This window comes from Streptomyces sp. NPDC001728 (assembly GCF_040297565.1).
In the GTDB taxonomy this organism is placed as follows: Bacteria; Actinomycetota; Actinomycetes; order Streptomycetales; family Streptomycetaceae; genus Streptomyces.
The window spans coordinates 72,208-94,885 of the sequence record NZ_JBEOZK010000006.1 but is presented as its reverse complement, the minus strand read 5'-3'; the positions used below and the strand labels follow the sequence as shown (position 1 = coordinate 94,885).

Annotated in this window: 24 protein-coding genes; 16 read left to right on the top strand and 8 right to left on the bottom strand. The window is 72.2% G+C overall.

The genetic code is table 11. From position 1 onward, the window contains the following. Positions 1-166: 166 nt before the first annotated feature. The 11 genes from ABT154_RS11800 (at position 167) to ABT154_RS11750 (ending at position 7,018) form a co-directional block, all read left to right on the top strand. Positions 167-529, top strand: a complete 363-nt coding sequence (locus ABT154_RS11800) for a gas vesicle protein GvpO (protein WP_351856007.1) — start codon at positions 167-169, stop codon at positions 527-529. Between the two features lie 28 nt (positions 530-557). Beyond that, positions 558-1,022 (top strand): gas vesicle structural protein GvpA, encoded by a 465-nt coding sequence (locus ABT154_RS11795; RefSeq protein ID WP_351856004.1) that lies wholly within the window; start codon positions 558-560, stop codon positions 1,020-1,022. A 3-nt stretch (positions 1,023-1,025) separates the two neighbouring features. After that, entirely contained in the window at positions 1,026-1,742 is a 717-nt protein-coding gene (locus ABT154_RS11790) for a GvpL/GvpF family gas vesicle protein (protein ID WP_351856002.1), read from the top strand. A 27-nt stretch (positions 1,743-1,769) separates the two neighbouring features. After that, positions 1,770-2,018, top strand: a complete 249-nt coding sequence (locus ABT154_RS11785) for a gas vesicle protein GvpG (RefSeq protein ID WP_351855999.1) — start codon at positions 1,770-1,772, stop codon at positions 2,016-2,018. Between the two features lie 21 nt (positions 2,019-2,039). Continuing rightward, a complete protein-coding gene (locus ABT154_RS11780; RefSeq protein ID WP_502969486.1) occupies positions 2,040-2,555 on the top strand; it encodes a gas vesicle protein in 516 nt (171 codons plus the stop codon). Next, positions 2,552-3,415: a GvpL/GvpF family gas vesicle protein gene (locus ABT154_RS11775; protein ID WP_351855997.1), complete on the top strand. Its 864-nt coding sequence runs from the start codon at positions 2,552-2,554 to the stop codon at positions 3,413-3,415. The genes ABT154_RS11780 and ABT154_RS11775 overlap by 4 nt, the downstream gene beginning before the upstream one ends. Beyond that, entirely contained in the window at positions 3,412-3,627 is a 216-nt protein-coding gene (locus tag ABT154_RS11770; RefSeq protein WP_351855995.1) for a gas vesicle protein, read from the top strand. The genes ABT154_RS11775 and ABT154_RS11770 overlap by 4 nt, the downstream gene beginning before the upstream one ends. Then, positions 3,624-4,055 (top strand): gas vesicle protein K, encoded by a 432-nt coding sequence (locus ABT154_RS11765; RefSeq protein ID WP_351855993.1) that lies wholly within the window; start codon positions 3,624-3,626, stop codon positions 4,053-4,055. Before ABT154_RS11770 ends, ABT154_RS11765 begins: the two co-directional genes overlap by 4 nt. Positions 4,056-4,122: 67 nt before the next feature. Further along, positions 4,123-5,013, top strand: a complete 891-nt coding sequence (locus ABT154_RS11760) for an oxygenase MpaB family protein (RefSeq protein WP_351855990.1) — start codon at positions 4,123-4,125, stop codon at positions 5,011-5,013. A 66-nt stretch (positions 5,014-5,079) separates the two neighbouring features. Continuing rightward, entirely contained in the window at positions 5,080-6,204 is a 1,125-nt protein-coding gene (locus tag ABT154_RS11755; RefSeq protein WP_351855988.1) for a YihY/virulence factor BrkB family protein, read from the top strand. Between the two features lie 28 nt (positions 6,205-6,232). Continuing rightward, positions 6,233-7,018 (top strand): helix-turn-helix domain-containing protein, encoded by a 786-nt coding sequence (locus ABT154_RS11750; RefSeq protein WP_351855985.1) that lies wholly within the window; start codon positions 6,233-6,235, stop codon positions 7,016-7,018. On the opposite strand, the gene ABT154_RS11745 is transcribed toward ABT154_RS11750, so the two are convergent. Further along, a complete protein-coding gene (locus ABT154_RS11745) occupies positions 6,928-7,368 on the bottom strand; it encodes a VOC family protein (protein ID WP_351855983.1) in 441 nt (146 codons plus the stop codon). The genes ABT154_RS11750 and ABT154_RS11745 overlap by 91 nt on opposite strands. 97 nt (positions 7,369-7,465) lie before the next feature. Here ABT154_RS11745 and ABT154_RS11740 point away from each other — a divergent pair, with 97 nt between their 5' ends. Continuing rightward, positions 7,466-8,497: a hypothetical protein gene (locus ABT154_RS11740; protein WP_351855980.1), complete on the top strand. Its 1,032-nt coding sequence runs from the start codon at positions 7,466-7,468 to the stop codon at positions 8,495-8,497. A gap of 232 nt (positions 8,498-8,729) precedes the next feature. On the opposite strand, the gene ABT154_RS11735 is transcribed toward ABT154_RS11740, so the two are convergent. Then, entirely contained in the window at positions 8,730-9,317 is a 588-nt protein-coding gene (locus ABT154_RS11735) for a CBS domain-containing protein (RefSeq protein WP_351855977.1), read from the bottom strand. Beyond that, positions 9,314-10,651 carry a nicotinate phosphoribosyltransferase gene (locus ABT154_RS11730; protein ID WP_351855974.1) on the bottom strand — a complete coding sequence of 446 codons (1,338 nt, stop codon included), beginning with the start codon at positions 10,649-10,651 and terminating at the stop codon, positions 9,314-9,316. The genes ABT154_RS11735 and ABT154_RS11730 overlap by 4 nt, the downstream gene beginning before the upstream one ends. 1,266 nt (positions 10,652-11,917) lie before the next feature. Between ABT154_RS11730 and ABT154_RS11725 the strand changes: the two genes are divergently transcribed. Both ABT154_RS11725 and ABT154_RS11720 read left to right on the top strand, forming a co-directional pair. Next, on the top strand, positions 11,918-13,081 hold the full coding sequence (locus ABT154_RS11725; RefSeq protein ID WP_351855971.1) for a site-2 protease family protein: 1,164 nt from the start codon (positions 11,918-11,920) through the stop codon (positions 13,079-13,081). 587 nt (positions 13,082-13,668) lie between these two features. Further along, the gene (locus ABT154_RS11720; RefSeq protein ID WP_351855969.1) at positions 13,669-14,211 is read left to right on the top strand and encodes a flavodoxin domain-containing protein; all 543 of its coding nucleotides are present in this window, start codon (positions 13,669-13,671) and stop codon (positions 14,209-14,211) included. Positions 14,212-14,286: 75 nt separating this feature from the next. Here the strand turns inward: ABT154_RS11720 and ABT154_RS11715 are convergent, their stop codons facing one another. From ABT154_RS11715 to ABT154_RS11695, 5 genes are all read right to left on the bottom strand, one after another. Beyond that, the gene (locus ABT154_RS11715) at positions 14,287-14,685 is read right to left on the bottom strand and encodes a DUF302 domain-containing protein (protein WP_351855966.1); all 399 of its coding nucleotides are present in this window, start codon (positions 14,683-14,685) and stop codon (positions 14,287-14,289) included. A 349-nt stretch (positions 14,686-15,034) separates the two neighbouring features. Then, positions 15,035-15,499, bottom strand: coding sequence for a CBS domain-containing protein (locus ABT154_RS11710; protein WP_351855964.1), 465 nt, complete (start codon positions 15,497-15,499; stop codon positions 15,035-15,037). Between the two features lie 5 nt (positions 15,500-15,504). Continuing rightward, positions 15,505-15,699: a hypothetical protein gene (locus tag ABT154_RS11705; RefSeq protein WP_351855961.1), complete on the bottom strand. Its 195-nt coding sequence runs from the start codon at positions 15,697-15,699 to the stop codon at positions 15,505-15,507. A 57-nt stretch (positions 15,700-15,756) separates the two neighbouring features. Beyond that, on the bottom strand, positions 15,757-17,229 hold the full coding sequence (locus ABT154_RS11700; RefSeq protein WP_351856424.1) for a bifunctional aminoglycoside phosphotransferase/ATP-binding protein: 1,473 nt from the start codon (positions 17,227-17,229) through the stop codon (positions 15,757-15,759). Positions 17,230-17,332: 103 nt separating this feature from the next. Further along, positions 17,333-17,824 carry a hypothetical protein gene (locus ABT154_RS11695; RefSeq protein WP_351855958.1) on the bottom strand — a complete coding sequence of 164 codons (492 nt, stop codon included), beginning with the start codon at positions 17,822-17,824 and terminating at the stop codon, positions 17,333-17,335. A gap of 458 nt (positions 17,825-18,282) precedes the next feature. On the opposite strand from ABT154_RS11695, the gene ABT154_RS11690 reads away from it, so the two are divergent. After that, positions 18,283-19,977 carry an NAD(P)H-dependent oxidoreductase subunit E gene (locus tag ABT154_RS11690; RefSeq protein ID WP_351855956.1) on the top strand — a complete coding sequence of 565 codons (1,695 nt, stop codon included), beginning with the start codon at positions 18,283-18,285 and terminating at the stop codon, positions 19,975-19,977. After that, positions 19,974-22,667: a formate dehydrogenase subunit alpha gene (gene fdhF / locus ABT154_RS11685; RefSeq protein WP_351855954.1), complete on the top strand. Its 2,694-nt coding sequence runs from the start codon at positions 19,974-19,976 to the stop codon at positions 22,665-22,667. Before ABT154_RS11690 ends, fdhF begins: the two co-directional genes overlap by 4 nt. Positions 22,668-22,678 lie beyond the last annotated feature (11 nt).

Sequence of the window (22,678 nt, the reverse complement as noted above, 5' to 3'; positions counted from 1 at the left end):
CCGTTCCGCTGCTCGCGCGGTACGCCCCGGTCATGTCACGCGTCCGCTGGAGTCGCGTGGGGGCGCCCCGCTGGGGCGGTGGGGAACCAGCCTGTCCTCCGGACATGGCGTACATCCCTATAAGGTGAAATTCTAGCCTTAAGTAGCTCTGCGTCTCAGGAGTGTCATGGGCCCAGTGGATCCGGATCGACCTCGGCGGAGAGCCTCGCGCCCCGCCGACGAGCCGCGCTCGTCCACTCGGCGCAAGTCGGCGCCGAGCAGATCGAAAGCCGTGGACGCGGGCTCTGCGATGGCCGCGGCCATCGATCAGCTCGCGAAACTGCTCGGCAGGCCTCCTGAGTCCGTCTCGTCGCTCAAGCCCACCGATTCGGGGTGGGACGCACAGGTGGAGGTGATGGAACTGGAGCGGATCCCCGACACGACGAGCGTGCTGGCCAGCTACAAGGTCTCCCTGGACGAGGAGGGCACGCTGATCTCCTTCGAACGAACCCGTCGCTACACCCGAGGAATGATCGATCGGCCGTTCTGAGTCAGGCGCGGCCGTGGAAGGAGGCACCATGACCATGGTGCCGCAGAGCGGCAGTGCCCCCGTCAGGGCCGGAGGTGGCTCCACGGGAAGCCTCTACGACGTCCTGGAACTCATTCTGGATCGCGGTCTGGTGATCGACGTCTTCGTGCGCGTGTCACTGGTCGGGATCGAGATCCTCAAGATCGACGCCCGGATCGTGGTGGCCAGCGTGGACACCTACCTCCGCTTCGCCGAGGCGTGCAACAGGCTCGACCTGGAAGCGGGCCGCAAGGCTCCGGCGCAACTCCCCGAAGTCGTCGGCGGCATGATGGAGGGCGGGGCCCACGGCAAGTCCAAGGGCGCGCTCACCGGTGCGGTCGAGGCCGTGACGGAGTCCCTGACCGGGAAGTCCCGTGACGACGAGGAAACGGACGAGGAGGAGGAAGAGGAGGAACCCGCGCCCCGACGCCGACGGCCGGCCGCCCGACGCCCGGCACGACGGGAGAAGGAGTGACCGATGGCCCTGTACGTCTATGCGATCACCGCGGAGAACCACCCCCTCGACATCGACGGCCTGTCCGGCGTCGGCTCCGAGCCGGCCTCCGTGCGCGGCATCTCCTCCGGGCCGCTGTGCGCCGTGGTCAGCGACATCTCCGAGAAGATCCGGCCCAAGCGGCGTGATCTCTCGATCCACCAGGAGGTGCAGGAGCACCTCATGCGCGGCGGCCCCGTCCTGCCCCTGCAGTTCGGCTACACGGCCGCCGACGAGTCGACCGTCGAGCAGGTGCTCCAGAGGGACGCCGACGGCTATCTCGCCAATCTGGACCGGGTCGAAGGGTGCGCCGAGTTCCACGTGAGAGCGTCCCAGGACGAGGGGGACCTCCTGCGGCTGATCCTGCGCGAGACCCCCGAAGCCCGCGAACTCAACGAGCGCATCCGTGGCGGGGACCGGGATCCGCAGCTCCCGCTGGCCCTCGGGCAACTGGTCGCCGCACAGGTGCGGGAACGACAGGACGCCCTGGCGTCCGCACTCGTCGAAGCCCTCGTGCCGTACGCCCGGGAGCACACCGTACGGCAGGCGTCCGGCGAGGACTTCCTCAACTTCTCACTCCTGGTCCCCGACGACCGTCAAGAGGCGTTCCGGACCGAGGCGGCGGACCTCGCCCGCCAGGCCGGGGACGGTGTCGAGTTCCGGCTGAACGGCCCGCTGCCGCCGTACAGCTTCGTGGAGTGAGCGGAGTGACCCGGGAGGAGAGAACCGATGGGGCTGCTGACATCCCTGCTCACCCTTCCCCTCGCGCCGGTGCGCGGAGTGACCTGGGTCGCCCAGAGAGTGCTGGACAAGGCCGAGGAGGAGTACTACAACCCGGCTCCCGTCTGGCGCGAGCTCTCGGAACTGGAGAACCGGCTGGTGCGGGGGGAGATCTCCCAGGAGACCTTCGAGGCCCGCGAGGACGAGCTGCTCGACCGGCTCGAGGAGATCTCCGCCCACCGCACGCACACGCCATGACGGGAAACGAGGACCGCTGCCGTGTCTGATCCCCTGCCCGACCGCTTCGGGTCCGTACCTTCCAGGGCCTCGCCGGTGCCGTACGGGCCGAGTTCCTCCGCGAACCTCGCGGACATCCTGGAGCGCGTCCTGGACAAGGGCATCGTCATCGCCGGAGACATCCGCATCAACCTGCTCGACATCGAGCTGTTGACCATCAAGCTGCGGATCCTGGTCGCCTCCGTGGACAAGGCGAAGGAGATGGGCATCGACTGGTGGGAGCACGATCCCTCGCTCTCCTCGAAGCACAGTGGGAAGACGCTGGAGGAGGAGAACCGCCGCCTCCGCGCGGAGGTGGAGGCGCTGAAGCGCGACGCGGTGACCGGCGGCGAACGTCGGCAGCCGGAATCGCTCCGGCGGCGTGAGCGGGCCGGCGAGCCGGAGGCGGAAGAACTCGATGCGGATGAGCCGGACCAGGACCTCGACGCGGACGACGGGGACGGGGGAGACGGGCCGACGCCGCGCCGAGGGGCGGCACGACGAAGGCGCAGCACATGACCGACCGCGAGAACCTCACCTACGTCTACGCCGTGGTACCCGACACGGGGCGGGTGCGGACAGCCGTGGAGGGCGTCCGCGGCGTGTCGGGCGCGGCCGTGTCCCTCCTCGGTGAGGACGCGCCCCCCGAGGGTGAAAGCCCCTCGCCCCCCGTCGCGTTCGTCATCAGCCGGGTGGCGTCGGACGAGTTCGACGAGCGGACGCTGAAGGCCCGTTTCGAGGACCTGGAATGGCTGGAGGAGATCGCCCGCACCCACCACGAGGTGGTGCAGGTGATATCCCGTCACGAAACCGTCCTCCCGCTGCGGCTCGCGACCCTCTACCAGGACGACGAAGGCGCCCGCGAGGCACTGGCCGTCCAGCGGCACCTCTTCGCCGAACGCATCGCCCTGCTCCGTGACCGGAGCGAATGGGGCGTCAAGCTGTACATCGCCGCGAGCGGGTCCTCGAAGGACCGTGGCGCCGACGGCCCCGGGAGCACCGGCACACTCAGCCCGGGCAAGGCCTACCTCCAGCACCGCCGGGCCCAGCACAGCGCCAGGGAGGACTACTACCGAAGCGCCCAGGAGGCCGCCCGGCGCATCGACACACTCGTCTCCCGGTTCCGTACCCACCGGGTCCGCCATCCCGCCCAGCACGGCGCACTGGCGGGGCCCGAGGAGAACGTCCTCAACGACGCCTATCTCGTCCCCGACGACCGGATCGAGAGCTTCCGCGCGGCGCTCGCCGCCGTGGCGGCAGACCTCGACGGCGTACGCGTCGAGGTGACCGGCCCGTGGGCCCCGTACTCCTTCGCCATGCCGCCCCCGCCGTCCGAGCCGCCCCAGGAGGGTGTCGCGTCGAACGGACCGCCACGATGAGCGTCGCCCCACCCTACGAGCCGCTCCCCGACCGGCAGGTCGCCCTCATCGACCTGCTCGACAGACTGCTGAGCGGCGGTGTGGTCCTCTCCGGGGACATCGTGCTCTCGATCGCCGACATCGACCTCGTCCGCGTCTCTCTGCGCGCTCTGATCGTGTCCGTCGGCTCCGAGGCGGATCCGCTCGGGCCATCGGCCCGGAGGCAGACGTGACCGGGACCGGCCCGGCGCCCGGAGAACCGGACGGCGTTCCGGGTACGTCCCCGCCCCTGGACGGCATCGGCGCCGCCCTGGGCGACGCGTTCCGCCTCGTGCAGGCACCGCCCGCCCCCGCCGACGCGCCCGGCCGCCCCGCGCGCAGAATCCGTACCGACCACGAGTCGGTCGAGGAGGACCTCCTCAAACTCGTCCTCACCGTCGTGGAACTCCTTCGCCAGCTCATCGAGAGACAGGCGTTGCGGCGCGTCGACGCCGGCGGCCTCACCGACGAACAGGAGGAAGAGCTGGGCGCCACCCTGATGGCGCTGCACGACGCGCTGAGCGACCTCTGCGCCGAGCACGGCTACACACTCCAGGACCTCAACCTCGATCTCGGCCCCCTGGGTCCTCTCCTCCCACCGGCCGACGGAGGGCCCGAGTGACAGGACCGCGTGCAACCACCGCCGGGCAGGCTCGGCGTTCCGCGCGCCCGCGCGCGAGGATGGAAGCGTGAACACCTCCGGGAAGTCCGGTCCGGGCCTGCGGGAGCGGGTCGGTACCAGCCTGTTCAGCCACGTCGCCGGACCCTCGGGACCGCGGAACCGGGACCGGATCCACGGCACCCCGGGCCCGCGCTGGTTCGGACCCGAGCGGCCCATCCGCACCGTCCACGGGGACGCGTCCATGTTCATCGGCGGTCTGAGCGCGCTCCTCCTGCAGTCCCTGCACCCGCGCGCCATGGCCGCCGTCGCCGGGCACTCCGGCTTCCGCGGCGACCCCTGGGGACGCCTCCAGCGGACCAGCACCTTCCTCGCCTTCACGACCTACGGCACCGCCGAGGACGCCCAGCGCGCCGTGGACCACGTCCGGGAGGTGCACGAGCGGATCAGGGGGACCACTCCGGACGGCGAGCCCTACCACGCCGCCGACCCGCACCTGCTGTGCTGGGTGCACGTGGCGGAGGTGGACAGCTTCCTGCGCGCGCACCAGCGTTTCGGGGCCACCCCGCTGGACGGCGCCGGCTGTGACGCCTACATCGCCGACGCGGCTCGGGTCGCCCGCGCCCTCGGGGTCCCCGATCCGCCGTGCGACCGCACCGCCCTCGCGGCCCGGCTGGCGCGCTACCACCCCGAACTCCGCGCCACGGCGCAGGCACGGGACGCGGCGCACTTCGTACTCCGCGAACCCCCGCTGCCGTGGGTCGCCCGCGGCCCCTACGCCGTACTCGCCTCGAACGCGGTCCGGCTGCTGCCACCGCAGGCCCGCACGATGCTGGACCTCCACCCGGCGCCGTACCTTCCGGAAGGCCTCGTACGGCTGTCCGGACGGGCGCTGACGGGGACGATCCGATGGGCGATGGCGGCTCTCCCGCCCCGCGAGGAGCCCACCGAGGCACGCTGACGGCTCCTCGGCTCCTCGCGGACCTCAGTGAGGAGGTGCCGCGGGAGGTGCCGATACGGTAAGCGGGTGCAGGCAGCAAGCGAAACACCCGAACGGCCCGATCGGCGGCCCTGGAGCAGGCTCCACCGCGCGCGCGTCCTCTACCGCAACGTATCGAAGCGGAAGATGGCCTGGCTGCTCCTCAAGGACACCGTCAACTCGTGCATCGAGTACCGGATCCTCGGCCTCGCCGCCGAGGCCGCGTTCTTCACCCTGCTGTCCCTGCCACCGCTGCTGCTCGGCCTGATCGCGGTCCTCGGCTACGCCGACGCCCTGACCAACACCGACACCGTGGCCAGCATCAGGGAGAACATCCTCCACGCGGCCGGCACGGTCCTCTCCGACCGGGGCGTCCACGACATCGCCGAACCGCTCCTGAACGACATCACCCAGGGCAAACGGCCCGAGCTGATCTCTCTCGGCTTCGCCATCGCCCTCTGGTCCGGATCGCGCGCTGTGAACGTCTTCATCGACACCATCACCGTCATGTACGGGCTCGACGGGCACCGGGGCATCGTCAAGACCCGGCTCCTCGCCCTGCTGCTCTACATCGTGGCGCTGCTCATCGGAGCCGTCGTCCTGCCGCTGGCGGTGGTCGGGCCCGACCGGGTCGTCGAACTCGTGCCCTGGGGCACGGAGGTGGTCGCCGTCCTCTACTGGCCGGCCGTCATCCTGCTGTCCGTCGCCTTCCTCACCACGCTCTACCACGTGTCCGTACCCGTCAGATCGCCGTGGATCGAGGACATCCCCGGCGCCCTCGTCGCGCTCGGCATGTGGGTCCTCGGCAGCTTCGTGCTGCGGATCTACCTCACCAGCCAGGTCGAGGGCCCGACGATCTACGGCTCGCTCGCCGCCCCCATCGCCGTCCTCCTCTGGATCGGCATCTCGGCCTTCGCCGTCCTGGTCGGCGCCGCCGTGAACGCCGCCATCGACCGGGTCTGGCCCTCCGTCGCCACCGCCGCCGCCCGTGAGGCCAACGAACGGGCCCGCGCCGTCCAGGCCGCCGAGCTCGTCGCCCGCGTGCGGGCCGAGGCGGAGGACGTCGACGAGGACGACCCCGACATGCCCTCCGAGTTCCCCGAGCGCTGGTCGAGGTTCCTGCCCCCGGACGACGTGAAGTCCCGCCTCCACTCCGGCTGGGAGAAGGACTGACCCAGCGGGCGGGGCCTATCGTCGAGGGGTGTACGAGGAACGCCCCGCCCTGCTCGACGGAGCCGTCCTGTGGACCCGGACCGCCGCCGGCTCCACGGCCGGCGCCACCGGCGCCGCCACGGCCGAACGGCCGGTCCTGCCCGACGGCTGCATGGACCTGATCTGGGCCGACGGACACCTCCTCGTCGCCGGACCCGACACACGCGCGTACGTGCCGGGCGAATTCGCAACCCGGTACGCGGGCATCCGCTTCGCCCCCGGTGACGCGCCCGCCTTCCTCGGCGTACCCGCCCACGAACTCCGCGACCGGCGGGTTCCCCTCGCCGCGCTGTGGGGCGAGGCGCAGGCGCGGCGGCTCGGCGAACGGATCGGGGCGGCCTCGGGTCCGGCCGCCGCCCTGGACGCGTTCGTACGGCGCCGGGCCGCCGACGCGCCCGACCCCGACCCGCTGCTCCGGGCCGTGGTGGCCCGGCTCGCCGCCGGGCGGGCGGTCGAGGAGACGGCCGGGGCCGTCGGGCTCGGCGCCCGGCAACTGCACCGGCGTTCCCTGGACGCCTTCGGCTACGGCCCCAAGACCCTCGCCCGCGTCCTCCGCCTCCAGCGCGCGCTCGCGCTCGTCCGGGACGGCGTGCCGTACGCGGAGGCGGCACTGCGCGCGGGCTGCGCCGACCAGGCCCACCTGGCCCGCGAGACACGGGCACTCGCGGGGACGACGCTGAGCGCCTACACGGCCTCGGTGGCCGTATCGGGAGCGGCGCCGGCGTCGGCGAACAGCGAGACGCCGCTGCCGTCCGGGTCGAGGACCACCGCGTAACGCTGGCCCCAGACGGCGTCCCAAGGCTTCAGATGCCCCCGGTACCCGGCGGCCGTCAGTTCCTCGTACACCGCGTCCACGTCTCCCGGCGTACCGCACCGGAAGGCGAGCTCGATCCGGTGGCCGCCCTCGGGCCGCGTCCAGTCGGGGTCGAAGGAACGGACGACGTCCTCCGTGTCCCAGGCGATCCGCAGCCCGCCGGGCAGCGTCGCCTCCACGTGCGGGGCGGACCCGCCGGAGTCGGGGACGTCCAGGCCGAGACGGCGGTAGAACGCGAGCGAGGCGGCCATGTCGGAGACGACGAGACCGATGAGGTCCAGCTGCGGGGTGATGCGGGATGTCCTGTCCATGGAGGCACCGTAGGCGTGCCGCCACCCTCCGGTCTTGAACGAATCGGACGCGCCCCCGCCCTGCCGCACCACCGGTCCCCCCGGCTACGGTCGGCCCATGAGCACGCGCGTGTACGGACGGACCTCATGGCCCTGGGCGGCGGCGGCCGTCCTGTTGTTCTGGCAGACCTGGTACGTCTGCCATGTGTTCGCCACCGAGTACTCGGGCGTGCGGTGGGAGTGCGACTCCGACGGCTGCGCCACGAACCAGCTAGCGGGCGGTGCGCTCTTCCTCGCCGTGCCCTCGCTGGTGGGCGCCGCCGTGCTCGCGGCCCCGTTCCTCGGGGCCGCGGGCGCCGGTATCGCCCTCCTCCTGGCCGCCTACGGGTTGCTCGTGGGCCGGGAGGACGACGACGCGGTCCTCTGGGCGTACGGCCTGGCGGCGCTCGGCGCCGTCCTGGTCGTGGCCGGAGCCGTCCGGGCGATACGCCCCAGGGACGCGGGCGACACCACCCCGCCCCAGGACCCCGCTCACGACACCGCCCCGGCCGAGGCGGGCCGTCTCCCCCTGCGCTCCCTGCTGCGCCAGGCCGCCACTCCCGCCACCCTCGGCACGGCCGTGCTCGCCGCCGTCGCCGCCACCGCGCTCGCGCACGGGGTGTTCGAAGGCCCCCGCTGGGTGATGATGCTCGGCCTGAACGGCACCGTCGCCCTCCTGGTGGCGCTCGGCCTGGCGCGGCTGCGCCACCGGCCGGGCGTCGCACGCGGCCCCGTATCCGGGCCGGGTGCCGCCTTCGCGCCCGCGCGGCTGCACTCGCTCACCACCCGGGGCGCCGCCTTCGTCTTCGACCTGACCGTCCTGCCGGACGGGGGAGAGCCGTACCGGATCGCGGTCGAGCACCCCCTCGACCTCCAGCACGTCCACGTCCACCGCGCGGGCGTCGTCCGCCACGACCCGCGCCGCCCCTGGCGGGTCGACCTCCCGCAGCACCCGCCGACCGCCGCCCTGAGCCGCGCCCGCGCCGCCGCCGCCCGCGCGGAGGACATCCCCCCGGCGGCACGCCTGCACGTACCCGCCCCCGGGGCCACGGCCCTCGCCGTCACCGCACTGCTCACGGCGGTCCTGATGACGGTGCTCGCGGTGGCCTGAACTAATCCGTGGCGCGCGCCGGGCCACCGCGGCGGCGGTCACCGCCGTACGAGATCGCGAGAGTCAGGAGCGGGACCGGCGGCTTTGTCCAGGACATGGAGGGTCGGCAGCAGGTGGCTCTCGTGGCCGTAGGCGCCCGCGCCGGACCCATGGGTCGGACCAGACCGACCGGCCGGATCCGGCTCGCGACAGTGCCTGCGGGTCTGGCGGAACCGGCCCGCCGTCGCCGACCTCAGTCGTCGTACCGCAGCCGGTCGACGACACCCACGACGCCGTCCACACTGCCGCAGAGCCGCATGACCACCGGCGTCAGACCGCGGCGCGGCAGAACGCCGCTGAGGGTCACCACGCCGTCGACGACCTCGACGTTCACCGCGGAAGGGGACAGACGCAGGGTGCGGGTGAGGAGGTCCTCGACGATCTCCTCCTGGATCGCACGATCGCGGCGCAGGAACAGCTGGACCAGGTCACTGCGGCTCAGCACGCCCAGGACCGCTCCCTCCTCGTCCACGACCGGCAGTCGCTTGATGCCCTGCCGGTCCATCACCCGGGCCGCGCGCACCACGCTCCACTCCGGCCGGGCCACCACGGCGGGACTCGACATGAGTTCGCCGGCGCTGTTCCCCCCGCCGCCGTTCGCCTGACGGCGGACGAGGTCACGCTCGGAGACCACGCCGAGCGGGCGGTTTGCCTCGTCGACGACGCACACGGCGGTGATGTCGAACTCGTGGAGCAGACGGGCGATCTCCCGAAGGGAGGTATCCGGGCGGACGCACACCGAGGTGGGAGTCATCAGATCGGCGACGCTGCGGTGCCTCATGACGTGTCACTCCCGGTCGCGGCGGCGATGCGCCGCCTCACCTCGTTCGTCAGGGCCGCCAGACGCGGTGACACGGAGACCACCGGCGTTCGCGGTTCGTCGATGCGGCGTGCGGCCTCCGGCACTTGTTTGAGGTTCGTCTCGAAACGGGTGCGCGTGGAGGCGAGGGAGGGGCGCGGCCCGATCCTGTGACCGTTCCGCATCACGGTTCGCAGCAGTGGCTCAGTGCCAGCCGGAGCGGGGTCGTCGCGCAGTCCTATCACGTCCAGGAGGTCCGGTCGGCGGAAGACCTGCTTGGGTGCGGGGGCGGTGACCTTGCGGGACGACAGCTTCATGACCGGCCGTCCGTCGTACGCGACGAGCTTGTAGGCCGCGTCGAGGTACGGGGCGTCGGCGGAGACGCCCACCTTCGTGCCGACGGCGAACACGTCGATCGGCGCCCCGGACCGTACGAGCGTGTCGACCGCGTGTTCGTCGAGGCCGCCGCTGGCGATGATCCGCACCCCCGCAAGTCCCGCCTCGTCGAGGAGGGCGCGGGCGCGCCGCGCGAGTGCGCCGAGGTCACCGCTGTCGAGGCGGATCGCGCATCCGTCCGGAGGGCCCAGCTCCTTCAGGACGCGCGCGGCGGTCCGGGTTCCGCGCTCGGTGTCGTACGTGTCGACGAGCAGGGTGACGGGGCCCGGGTGTGCCCGGGCGAAGGCGCGGAAGGCGTCGAGTTCGTTCGGGAACGCCTCGACGTACGAGTGGGCCATCGTGCCCGATGCCGGGATTCCGAACCGGACGGCGGCGGCCACGTTGCTCGTGCCCGCGAACCCCACCAACGCTCCGAGCCGTGCCGAGGCCAGCCCGGCCTGCGGACCGTGGCTGCGGCGCAACGAGAAGTCGATCACCGGGCGTCCCGCCGCCGCGATCACACAGCGAGCTGCCTTCGAGGCGACCGCGGTCTGGTGGCAGATCAGTGAGAGCAGATACGTCTCGACGAGCTGTGCCTGCGGGAGCGGCGCGGTCACCTCAAGGAGCGGCTCGCCGGCGAGGACGATCGTTCCCTCGGGTACGGCCCGCACCTCGCCGTCGAAACGGAGCCCCACGAGCGGGTGGAGGTCCTGCTCGCGGCGGTGCAGCACCTCGGCGAAGTCCCTGACGTCCGCCGGGCCGACCGTGAATTCCGACAGATAGTCGAGCGCGGGCTCCAGCCCGGCGGCTACGAGGAATCCCCGCTCCGGCGGCAGATCTCGTACGAAGAGGCTGAACGTGGCAGGTGATCGCATCCCCTCACGGAGGTACGAAAGGGCCATCGTGACCTCGTAGAGGTCGGTGGTCGTCACCTTCGACACGCCACTCAGCTCCTGTCGTGTCCGTACGCCGCAGGGCGGCGCCACATATCCACGACGCCTTCCACCTCTCACCTTCCGCGTGGTCGCCTTCGCCGGAACAGGGCCGAACGGTCCTTGGCCCGGGCCGAACGGTTCCGGGTCGGCGGACGTCGCTTGCGCGTGCGGCGCGTTCGTCCACGAACCCGCGCGGATCGCTCGCCCTGGCGATCGACCGTCGTCGGCCTGCGGGAACGCGATGAGACGGGCGCGCCGTGGCGGCCATGGGCAACGGACTCGTCCACGCCCTCTACAGGTCGGGGTGGCCTCTGGGCTTCGCGTCCGCGCTGTGGAGCGAAGGCCGCGTGGAAACCGAGGCGCCCGTGAGAACCGCTACGAGGCGATCGCGGTGATCGAAGAGGCGCTGAGCCCCGGACCGGGACTGTCAGAGGGCTCCGTGGCGGTGCACCTTGCGGCGCACGGCCGATGTCCGGCGTTCCTCATGCGGGACCAGTCGGCGCCGACCGGGCCGACCTGCTGGGTGCCGACGGCTCTCCGACCGGCGCCGCGGCGGTGGACTCGGCGTTCACGAAGGCGCGCCGCGCGGCGTCGGCCTCGAAGCCCTGACGCCTGGACCACGTGGAACGCCCCTGTGCCTCCGTCGAAGGATCCCTCCGGCCCTCACGCGAGCAGACCGGGCGGGTTCGCCCCGGCCGAGGAGCGTCTGCTCGCCGAGGCACTCGGGGCCGCCGGGAGAGACACCCGGACGTCCCGATCGTGCACCGCTCCGGCGGGTGGTCCGGATGACTGCTCCTGGGCCGGGACGCGGCTCGAGGCGACAACGTGAGCGGGGGTGACGAGACTGGAATCGAAGTGAGAGAGGAGGTCGCCGGATACGACTGCGGACCTTCCTCGCGGGGTTCCGGCTGGTGGCCGCGCCCGGCCCGGCCGTGGTCGCCGTGCCCGCCGACCGGGCGGGTCCCGTGCGACGTGCCTGCCTCGGCAATCCGTACAGCGACCTGGCCTCGCCCTGCGAGCGCCGCGCAAGGATCCGTCACGCGGCCGGGCGCGAGGCGACCCGCCTGGTGGCCGCCGAGATCCGCAGGAGACGGCGACGACTCCGCGCTCTGCGCCACCACTGGATCCCGCCGGCTGAGCGGAGAACCGGCCGCCGCCGAACAGAGCCCGGAGCAGACGGAGCACGAGGAATCCGTCCGCGGACGGTGGGCCTCCGCAACGGGAGATGCGGGGATCGCGGGTTCGTCACGCATCTGACGCTGGGAGAGCACCATGCGGCCGACGTTCGTTCTGGGGCGGATCGCCGGGGTCCGGATCGGAGTCCACTGGAGCGTTCTGCTCATCTTCGCCGTGATCGCCCTCGGGCTCGCGGAGGGCCGCCTCCCCGACTCTCACCCGGGCGATCCATGGCCCGTGTACTGGGCGGTCGGGCTGCTGACCGCAGTGGTCTTCTTCGCCTCCTTGCTCGCGCACGAGCTTGCGCACGCGACACTCGCCCGGCGCAACGGGGTCGAGGTCGACGACATCGTCCTCTGGCTTCTCGGCGGTGCGGCACGTCTCAAGGCGGAGGCGCCAAGCCCGGCAGCGGAGCTGCGGATCGCGGGCGTCGGCCCCCTGGTCAGCCTCGTTCTGGGAGCGCTCTTCACGCTGGCCGCGTGGCTCCTCGCCGTGCTGTCCGCGCCCGGACTGGCCGTCGAGGCGGTCGCCTGGCTCGCGGCGATCAACATCCTGCTGGCGGTCTTCAACACCATCCCGGCCGCCCCGCTCGACGGCGGACGCCTCCTGCGCGCCTTCCTGTGGTGGCGCACGGGGGACCGGCTGCGCGCGACTGCGGGCGCGACCGCGGCAGGACGCGCCTTCGGCTGGTTGCTGGCGGTGGCAGGCCTGCTGCTGTTCGTCCGGGGGGACGTCGGCGGCGGACTGTGGCTGGCGGTGATCGGCTGGTTCCTGGCCGCCACCGCCACCATGGAGGGACAGCAGGCGCACCTGCGGGTCGCGCTCGCGGGCGTTCCGGTGCGACAGGCCATGACTTCGGACCCGATCACGGCCCCCGTCGGCCTTACGGTCGCCGGCTTCCTGGCCGGATCCCGGTACCGGTATCGCCACTCGGCGTTCCCGGTGACCCGCGATGGCTCGGCGCCCGTCGGCCTCATGACGCTTGAGCTGGCCATGAAGGTTCCGGAGGACCGGCGGCACGCCATGACGGTGGAGCAGGTCATGCTGCCGTTGTCGCAGGTCACGGTCGTCGGCGTGGACGATCCCCTGGCCGATCTGCTGCCTCGCATCGAGCCGGGCGCGGAGCACCGCGTTCTGGTGGTCGACAAGGAGAGGTTGGTCGGCATCGTCTCGGCATCGGACGTCAGCCGCACGGTCACGTGGCTGATGACGAGCACGCCGCACGGACGCGGCGGCGGCCGGGGCGTGCAGCGTCCCTGAGACGGGTCCGGGAGGGCTTCCCAGCATGCGCTCCGTCCCGCCCGTGGAACAGGACGCGCCGATCGCGCTCCGCGACACCACCAAGCATCCGGTTCTCCGTCCGCCGACGGCATCGCGGTGAGTCGATGCTGTGACAGCACCCGCGCGATCTCCTCGAACGGTGCGCCTGCCGCGGACGATCGCCACCTCGCGTGGCATCAGCCTGCCGCGCTCCCGCGAACCGGGTTCGCTCGCCAGGACAGTCCCCCTGTAACCCCGTCCTGCCGCGCCCGCCCTACCGTCAGAAGTGCCGAACGGTCCCCTTCCGGGACCCTTGGCCCCTACGAGGGATGTCCTGCTCGCCGCAAGGTGGAGGGAAGAACCGCCGGCAGCGGAGACATCGGGGCTCCGCGCTCGTGCCGGGAGGCGAAGGTCATGAGTGGGACCGAGACATCCGGGAACCGCACGAGCCGGACGCTGGTTCCTGGGCGTCCGCCACCAGGTGCCCGGCTCATGCGATCGACGAGGCGGCCATGGAAGGGCCGCAGGAAGTCCAGGCGTGGAACACGACCCCGCCCCCGAGCCGAACCAGACATGGAGGAAGCGCCATGGTTCGCGTGCGGATCCTGTACGCCTCCGAGCACCGCTCCACGCAGGAGATAGCCGAGCGGATCGGCACTCGGCTGAGAACTCACCGTCACCTCGTCGAAGTGCTGGCTCTGGATTCGGACCCTGGCAGGAAGGCGCTTGGTCAGGCTGACGCGCTCGTGCTGGGGAGCGCGGTTCATGACGGGGCCTGGCTGCCGGTGGCGGAATCGGTCGTCCGAGGCGGGGCCGTGCGGTTGCGTCAACAGCCGGTGTGGATGTTCAGCGTCGGTATGTCCGCCGCCCTGCCCAAGCCGTTGCGCCGGTGGGCGGACCGCGTGGAGCAGCCGCGTATCGCCGCGCTCGTCGAGGCCGTCCGTCCCCGGGAGCACCGGCGGTTCTCGGGTGTGATCAGGCGCGAACACCTGGACCGGAGAGGGGCCGTGCTCTTTCGTCTGCTCGGCTGTCGTTACGGAGACCACCGGGACTGGGCGGCGATCGAGGCATGGGCGGACGACATAGCCGGGCAGCTCAAGGAGCTGCCCGCACTCGGGCCCGCGGAATGACGCGGTTCATGGTCGACCGGCCCCCCGTCATGTCCTTCGCGGAGGGGGGCCGGCCCTGCACTGCGTCCTGAGAGCTCACGCACCGCCTTCCACCAGGGAGGCGAGTGCGGCGTCGAGGCGGCGAGCCGCCTCGTCCGCGACGGGGGCCATCGCGTCGACGCCGGTGAGAGCGACCATGGTGGAGGGGTCGATCGCCTGCACGATCACTTGGTCACGGTCGGTGCGGACCACGACGTTGCAGGGCAGCAGCAGGCCGACCGAGCGATCGGCGTCCAGCGCCTGACGGGCGAGTGGGGGGTTGCACGCTCCGAGGATCAGGTACGGCTCCATGTCGTGGTCGAGCTTCTCCTTGAGCGTGGCCTGGACGTCGATCTCGGTCAGGACGCCGAAGCCCTGGTCCGCCAGTGCACGGCGGACGGCTTCCACCGTCTCCTCGAAGGTGCCTGTCGGCTTGACGGTGTGGTCGTACTGCATGGTCTCCGCCTCACTGTTCCGATGACGAGGCCGTCGGCTCGTAGCCGGCCAGGGCCGTCACGCTGCTGTGCGGGCGGCCCTGGCCGGGCCGCCCGTGCAGCATGATGCCCTGGCCGCACCCGTCCGGAGGCGAACCACCCCCCGCGGCGGGTCACGCGGTTCGCGTCGGTTCTGTTCGCCCGGTGCGACGGAAGCTGACTGCCCGGTCCGAGGGTGGCTGAGTGCATCGCTCCGGCGGACCTGCCAGCCGACGGAAGGGGCCGGTTCGGCCCCCTGCGGGTCTCGTTGATCGGAGGCGGGCAGCCGCGGTCCGGCGATGTGGAGCAGGACGTACGCCGCGCAGTCGACCTCATGGCGTACGCGGGTGCGGCCGGGTGTCCATGGACGGCGGCCCAGGTGGTTCCTCGAGCACGCTCCAGGCGACCGGGCCCAAGAGGTCGGCCAACCGCTGGAAGACGTCGACGAGCATGTCGTCCACGGTGAGGACGCCCACGACTCGGTGATCCTCCAGCACGGGCAGGCGACGGACCCCGGCCGTGCGGAACGTCCGGTAGGCCGCGTGGATGTCGTCGGTGACGTTCACCGTGATCACGGGCGAGGTCATCACCGAATCGACCACCTCGTCCGCGTCGAGGCCCCTGGCGAGAGCGCCCAGCGCGAGGTCGCGGTCAGTGACGATGCCGCGGAGGGTGCCGCCCTCGGTGACCACCACGGATCCGACGCCGTACTCGGCCATCTCCCGGGCGACCTGACGCAACGGTGTCCTGGTCGGTACGGACACCGCAGGATGGCTCATGGCCTCGGAGACCTTCATGGCTCCTACAGTCCCTGGGACAGCAGGAGCTCGTGTGCCAGTCGGGCACCGCGGGCCGCCTGTTTCTCCATCTCGGTGTCCTGTGACGGGATTTCCTCCAGTCCTTCGGCCAGCGCCTTGACGGCCTGGGCCAGGACCTGCACCTGGGTCTCCAGGATGCGGAGCCTCTCGTGCTCGTTCGGGACGATGTTCTCGGACATCACGTCTCCTTTCGCGGGGCAATGGGGGAGCGAGCGGCACAACGGTGTCGTCCGCTGTCAGTCCGGCTCCAGGTAGGGGCGGCGGAAGACCAGGGGGCCGGCGTCGTGCGGGCGTAGGGCGGCGAGTGCCTGGGAGACCGCGGCCTCCAGAGGACCGCTGGTGTCGATAACGACGGCTTCCGCCCACGGCGGCTCCCGTGCCGCCATTGCGTTGGCCACGTCGAGGTCGGCATCGGAAGGTCCGGAGGCGCGGCCTTCCAGCCGGGCCGCCGTCATCTCGTCCGGGATACGGCAGTGCAGGGCCACGAGGTCTGCGCTGGTGCGTTCGGCCACTCGGTGGGCGGCTTCACGCTGCGCGGCGTTGGACCAGGTGGCGTCAAGGACGACGGACTCACCGCGGGAAAGCAGCGTGGCCGCGCGTTCCAGCAGGGCCGCGTACGTCGTGGCGGTCCACTCGGGCGTGTACAGACCCTCACCGTAGGAGGCCGAAGCGGGCCGGTCCGCAGGGAAGCCCGCGAGTTCTTTGCGCAGCCGGTCGCTGCTGAGCAGGGTGACGCCCAGACGGTCGGCCAGTGCACCGGAGAGGGTGGACTTCCCGCTGCCGGGGAGTCCACCCACGAGGGTCAGCCCGACGGCGGAGGCACGCAGGTGCCGCAGGGTCGCGGCGATCAGCCGCCGCGCGGCGAGGCCGGCTCCCGGCGCGCCTTGGCGTGCCTGGATCAGGGAGACCTTGGCGCGGACGAAGGCGCGGTAGGCGACGTAGTGGTGCCGCAGGGACGGCGGCGCGGGGTCGCCGGAGTACTCGCTGTACCGGGCGAGGAAGAACGCCGCCGATTCCGGGGCATCGAGCTGTTCCAGGTCCATGGCGAGGAAGGCGGCGTCGTCGAGGCCGTCGACGTAGCGCAGGCGGTCGTCGAACTCCAGACAGTCCAGGACGCGGGGGCCGTCGTCGAGGCAGAAGACGTCCTCGGCGAGCAGGTCGCCGTGGCCGTCGACGATCCGGCCCTGCTCGACGCGCGTCTCGAACAACCGTTCACGGCCCGCGAGATAGCGGCGGACCAGCCGCTCGACCTCCTCCGTACCTTCGGGCAGGCGGCCTTCTCCGCCCATCTCACGCACCTGCGCGAAGCTCGCCTCCCAGCGCGACGACAGGGCGTCCCGGGTGCCCTGAGCGTCCACGTCCGGCGTTCGAAGGGCGCTCGCATGGTGGGTCGCGAGCAGACGGGCCACGGCCCGCAGGGCATCGTCGACAGCCGCCCCGTCTCGCACAAGTCGCGACAGGCGGCGCTCCGCCGGCATGCGGCGCATCGCGACGAGAGGCTCGGGCGGTTCCGTGCCTGGGGCGCGGATCTCGCCCACGCCCAGGTAGACATCCGGGGCGAAGCGGCGGTTGAGAGCGACTTCCTGCTCGCAGGCGGCCCGCCGAGCCTCCACGGTGGTGTAGTCCAGGAACGTCAGGTCGACCGGCTTCTTGAGCTTGTAGGCGCGGTCGCCCACGAAGAACACGACCGCGGTATGGGTCTCGCGCACCTCCGCCCGCGGCAGCGTGCCGGTGTCGGAGGCGGCGCCCGGAGGGAGCGGGGCGGTGTGCTCCTCGCGCACCGTCGCGATCAGCTCGTTCAACGGGGTCGCCTCAGTCATGGGGGACGACGGCGACGGGGCGGCGCGCGTGGTGCACGACGTTTCGAGAAGCGGGCGACGAGCCCCTTTCCAGTGTCTCGGGACGGACCAGGACCAGCGGCCGCGTAGCCCGTGCCACGACGGACCTGCTGACGGAGCCGTGGGAGCAGCTCTCGGTCAGGCCGCGCGGCCCCGGTACGGTCGGCTCGGACTCCGATGCCGCCTTCCGCGGGGCGTTCTGGGCGCGGTCGGCGACCAGGTTGCCGGGAATCAGGAGGCCCGGGTGGCGGGCCTGGAGTTCCGCCCGCGCCCGGTGCACCGGGCGCCTCGCCCGGTAGTTCTGATCGATCTCCGAAACGGCGCGAACCGGCTCGGGCGCCGACCTGGGCCAGGCATGTGTCAGTCGCGGCGTGCGCTTGGGGCGCTCGGCCTCGTCAGCGGCCCAGCGAGCGGCGGCCATACCCTCGGGCGGGCGGTCGGGGCCGACCGTGACGACTGGCTCCATGGCGACTACCTCCGTGTCGTACGGCGCCGGGTGGAGGGACAGATCGAGGGTGGCTCCATGACCGTCGAGGACACCGCTCTCTCCTTCGAGGAGTACCCCAGATCGTCCCGCCGCGCATGCGGACGGGGATGTCCGGCTCGGGAGCGCCGGGACGCCGCAGCCTTGCGCCGGAGGGCGCCGCCAGGTTCTTGGAAGCCGTGCCGGCCGGGTCTCATTCCGGATCCGTCCGGCACTCGGAGAGGGCGCCGACGGGCGCCAGGGCGGGGGTGACGGGTCGATCCACCAAGGAGCACGGCCGTGGAGAGCCGCATTGAACGCCGCCGCGGCTGCTTCCCCGAGTTCCGAACCCCTGGGTCGGGGACTGGTTCGGGGATCTTCCCCGCCCTGCGCGGCGAGGAACCGTGCACCCCGTGACCGGCCGGGATGCGAGTGGGGGCGTGGCCGGTCACTCTGGGATCATGGCCGGTCGGATACCCGAGGAGCTCGGTGGGCGCATGGACGCGCTCCGTGAGCTGACCGCACGGCACGGAGGGCGCGGGGCGCTGCTGCCGACAGCCCTGGAGCGCGCCAGGTCGGGTACCGCCGAAGGGCCCGGGGCGTGGGCGCCCCGGGTCGCGGACGCAGCCGGACTGCCGGCCGCCGCAGGGCTCGGCCCCGCCACGTTCTTCGCCGATCTCGCCGCTCCACGCGGTCAGCGGCACGTGCGGGTGTGCACCGCGACGGCGTGCTTCGCCGCGCGGGGTGGACAGCACCTGGCGGAGGTCGAACAGGCACTCGGAGTGGTGGCGGGCACGGCCGACGAGACGGGTTCGACCTCGCTGCAGACCGTGTACTGCCTCGGCTACTGCTACGCGGGCCCCGCCGCCCTCGACGGCACCCTTCCCCGTACCGGCCCGAACCTGGCCGACCAGCTCCGCGGGCAAGCGGAACCGTGCGCACCGGACATTCCCGCCATCGACACCACCGGGGCGCCCGTCCTGCTTGCCGGGATCACGGGAGGGCAGTCGGCTTGGGACGTGTGGCGCGAGGCCGTGGCCGGGCTGCGACCCGAGGACGTACGGGGGGAGATCGCCGTCTCGGGACTGCGCGGGCGCGGCGGCGCCGGATTCCCGGTGGCCGACAAGTGGGCCGCGGCGGTGGGAAGGCCGGACACGGTCGTCGTCGCCAACGGGGACGAGGGCGACCCGGGCTCGTACGCCGACCGGCTGCTCATGGAGGAGGACCCCGAGCGCGTCCTCACGGGACTCGCCCTGGCCTGCTTCGCCTGCGGCGCGCGGCGAGGGATCGTCCTGGTGCGCTCCGAGTACCCGAAAGCCATGGCCCGGCTCCGGCTGGAGGTGGAGCGCGCGACGGAGACAGGGGACCTGGCACCCTCGGTGGAGGAAGCCGGTGCGCGGCCGTTCGTCGAGATCGTCGAAGGAGCCGGTTCCTATGTCGCGGGCGAGGAGACGGCCCTCATCGCCCGCCTCGAAGGCGCTCGCGGCTGCGCTCGCCCGCGGCCTCCCTACCCCACGGACCACGGCCTGTGGGACATGCCGACAGTGGTCAACAACGTGGAGACCCTGGCGGCCGTGCCCTGGATCGTCGCCCACGGCGGAGCTTCCTACGCCCGACGCGGAGTTCCGCACGAAACCGGCACCAAACTGGTCTGCCTGTCCGAACGGTTCGCCCGACCGGGGGCCTACGAGACCGAACTCGGCACTCCCGTGGAAGAGCTCGTCACCAGGTTCGGAGGTGGCCTCAAGGACGGCCGTGAGCTCGTCGCCCTCCAGATCGGCGGGCCCCTCGGTGGCTTCCTCGCCGGGACCGCGCTCGGCGTCCCCCTGACCACGGCAGCGCTCGCCGAGCACGGCGCCGCCCTGGGGCACGCCGGCATGGTCGCCTTCGACGACGCCGTCGACCCGAACGAACTCCTCAGGCACATCTGGGAGTTCGCCGCGGACGAGAGCTGTGGAGCCTGTTCGCCCTGCCGGATCGGCACCCGGCGAGGACTCCGACTGGCGCAGGGCCGGACCGGGCCGGGGGAGTCCTACGGGCCACTGGCACGGCTGATGGGCGAGGCGAGTCTCTGCGCCTTCGGCCGTCGTGTGCCCGCCGCCGTCCGCAGCCTGGCCCGCGCCTGCGGTCCGGCCCTGGAAGGATGGGACCGATGACCCGGCTCCAGGTCGACGGCGTTCCGGTCGAACTGCCCGCAGGCGCCTCACTTCTCGACGCGGTACGTGCCGCCGGAACCGAACTGCCCACCCTCTGCCACGACGACCGTCTCCGGCCGGCCGGCTCCTGCCGGACCTGCCTCGTCCGCGCCGACGGGCGGACCGTCGCCGCGTGCGTCACGCCTGCCACGTCGGGGCTCACCGTCGACACCGCCGGCGAGGACGTGCGGAACCTGCGCCGGGACGCGGTCGCCCTGATCGCCTCGGCACTCCCGCCGCACGCGCTCGCCGACAGTGCCCGGAGTGAACTGGCTGAGACGTGCCGAACCCTGGGAATCCCCGCGGACACGGCGGCCGGTGACCCGACGCGCGGCCGGGACGAGAGCCACCCGTACGTTCACCTCGACCGCGACCTGTGCATCGCGTGCGGGCGTTGCGTCCGCATGTGCGCGGACGTCCAGGGCACCTTCGCGCTCACCCTCACCGGACGCGGCGCCGACACGGTCGTCGCGCCGGGAACCGGCGGCCCATGGGCCGACTCCGACTGCGTGTCCTGCGGCGGCTGCGTCGACACCTGTCCGACGGGGGCGATCGCCCGGCCCGGCCCCGGACGGGGCATCACCTCGCGGCAGCCACCCACAGACCATGTGCGCACCACCTGTGGCTACTGCGGAGTCGGCTGCACCCTCGACGTCGTCGTCCGCGAGAACCGTGTCACCGCTGTGCTCCCCGCCCGCGACGGGCCCGTCAACCGGGGCCACTCCTGCGTCAAAGGCCGGTTCGCCTACGGATACCTCGGTTCCGCCGAACGTCTCACCGAGCCCCTGATCCGGGAGGACGGCGAACTACGACCGGCGACCTGGGAGGAGGCGGTGACCCGGATCGCCCACGGATTGCGCGCCGCAGTACGGGAGGGCGGTCCCGACGCGGTCGCCGTGATCTCCTCCGCCCGTGCCACCAACGAGGAGAACTACCTCGTACAGAAGTTCCTGCGGACCGTCATCGGCACCAACAACGTCGACAACTGTTCCCGCCTCTGCCATGCCCCTTCCGCCGCGGGCCTCACCGCGTCCTTCGGACGTGCCGGCGGCACCGACGCCTTCGACGACGTCGAGACCGCCGACTGCCTCCTGGTCGTCGGCGCCAATCCCGTCGAAGCCCATCCCGTCGTCGGTGCCCGTCTGCTCCAGCGGGCCCTCGCCGGTGCCTCCCTGATCGTGGCCGACCCCCGTGCCGTGGGCCTCGCCCGTCATGCCGACATACACCTTCGTCCTCGCCCCGGTACGAACGTCGCCCTGTTCCACGGCCTCGCCCACGTCCTCGTCGACGAAGGCATGACCGACCCGGGCTTCCTCCACGAGCGGGCCACCGGACTGGACGAACTCACCGACCTGCTGACCGACTACCCGCCCGAACGGGTCGCCGGGATCACCGGAGTCCCGGCCGACGACATCAGGAGAGCCGCCCGACTCTACGGCCGTGCCGAACGTCCGGCCGTCCTGTACGGGCTCGGCGTCACCGAGCATCTGCACGGCACCGACGGCGTACGCACCCTGGCGAACCTCCCCATCCTGCGCGGAGCCGTCGGAGGCACCGGCCGCGGGTTCGGCATCAGCCCCCTGCGCGGCCAGAACAACGTGCAAGGCGCCTCCGACATGGGCGCCCTGCCCGACCTGCTCCCCGGCTACGGCCGGGTCACCGACCCCGAGGCCCGCGCCCGCGCCGAGGCGGTGTGGGGCCGACCGGTCCCACCAGCGCCAGGGCTGCGCATCCCCGAGATGTTCGCAGAGGCCCGGGAAGGCCGCCTGCGGGCGCTGTGGATCATCGGCGAGGACGTGTGCGCGACCGACCCCGACAGCCGACGCGTGGCCGAGGCCCTCGACGCCTGCCCGCTCGTCGTCGTCAACGAGCTCTTTCTCGGCGAGACCGCCCGACACGCCGATGTCGTCCTGCCCGTGGCCTCCTGGCTGGAGAAGGACGGGACCTTCGTCAACTTCGACCGCCGCTTCCAGCGCGTACGGCAAGCGGTGCGACCGCCGGGCACGGCACGTTCCGACTTCGAGGTCGTGCACGCCGTCGCCGACGCCCTCGGTGCCGACCTGGGCTGCCCCACCCCAGCCGCGGCCCTCGCCGAGTGCGGACGTGTGGCACCTCTCTTCGCGGGTCTCTCGCACGAGCGGCTCGACCGGGAGGGGGCCGTGCCCTGGCCCTGCCCCGAGCCGGACCGGCCGGGCGAAAGAACTCTGTACGCCGACGAGTTCGCCACGTCTGACGGACGCGCCCACTTGTCGGCGGCCCCCTGCCTGCCGCCCGGCGAAGAACCGGACCAGGACTACCCCCTGGTGCTCGTCACCGGGCGCCGATGGGCCCACTACAACTCCGGGAGCATGACCCGACGCGGCGGCAACCTTCTTCTCGACGCCTCCGATCGCCTGGACCTGCATCCGGTGGACGCCGCGCGGTTCGGTGTGGGGGACGGTACTCCGGTCACTGTCGAGAGCCGTCACGGACAGGCGCGGCTCGTGGCCCGCGTCGGGACGGAACTCGCGCCGGGGCAGGTCTTCTGCGCGTTCCACTTCCCGGCCAGTGGCGTCAACGCCCTCACCTCGGAGCACGCCGACACCGTGACCTCGTGTCCGGAGTACAAGGTCACGGCGGTACGGCTCCGGCCGGCCGCGGCCGACGACTGACCGGCACCGCT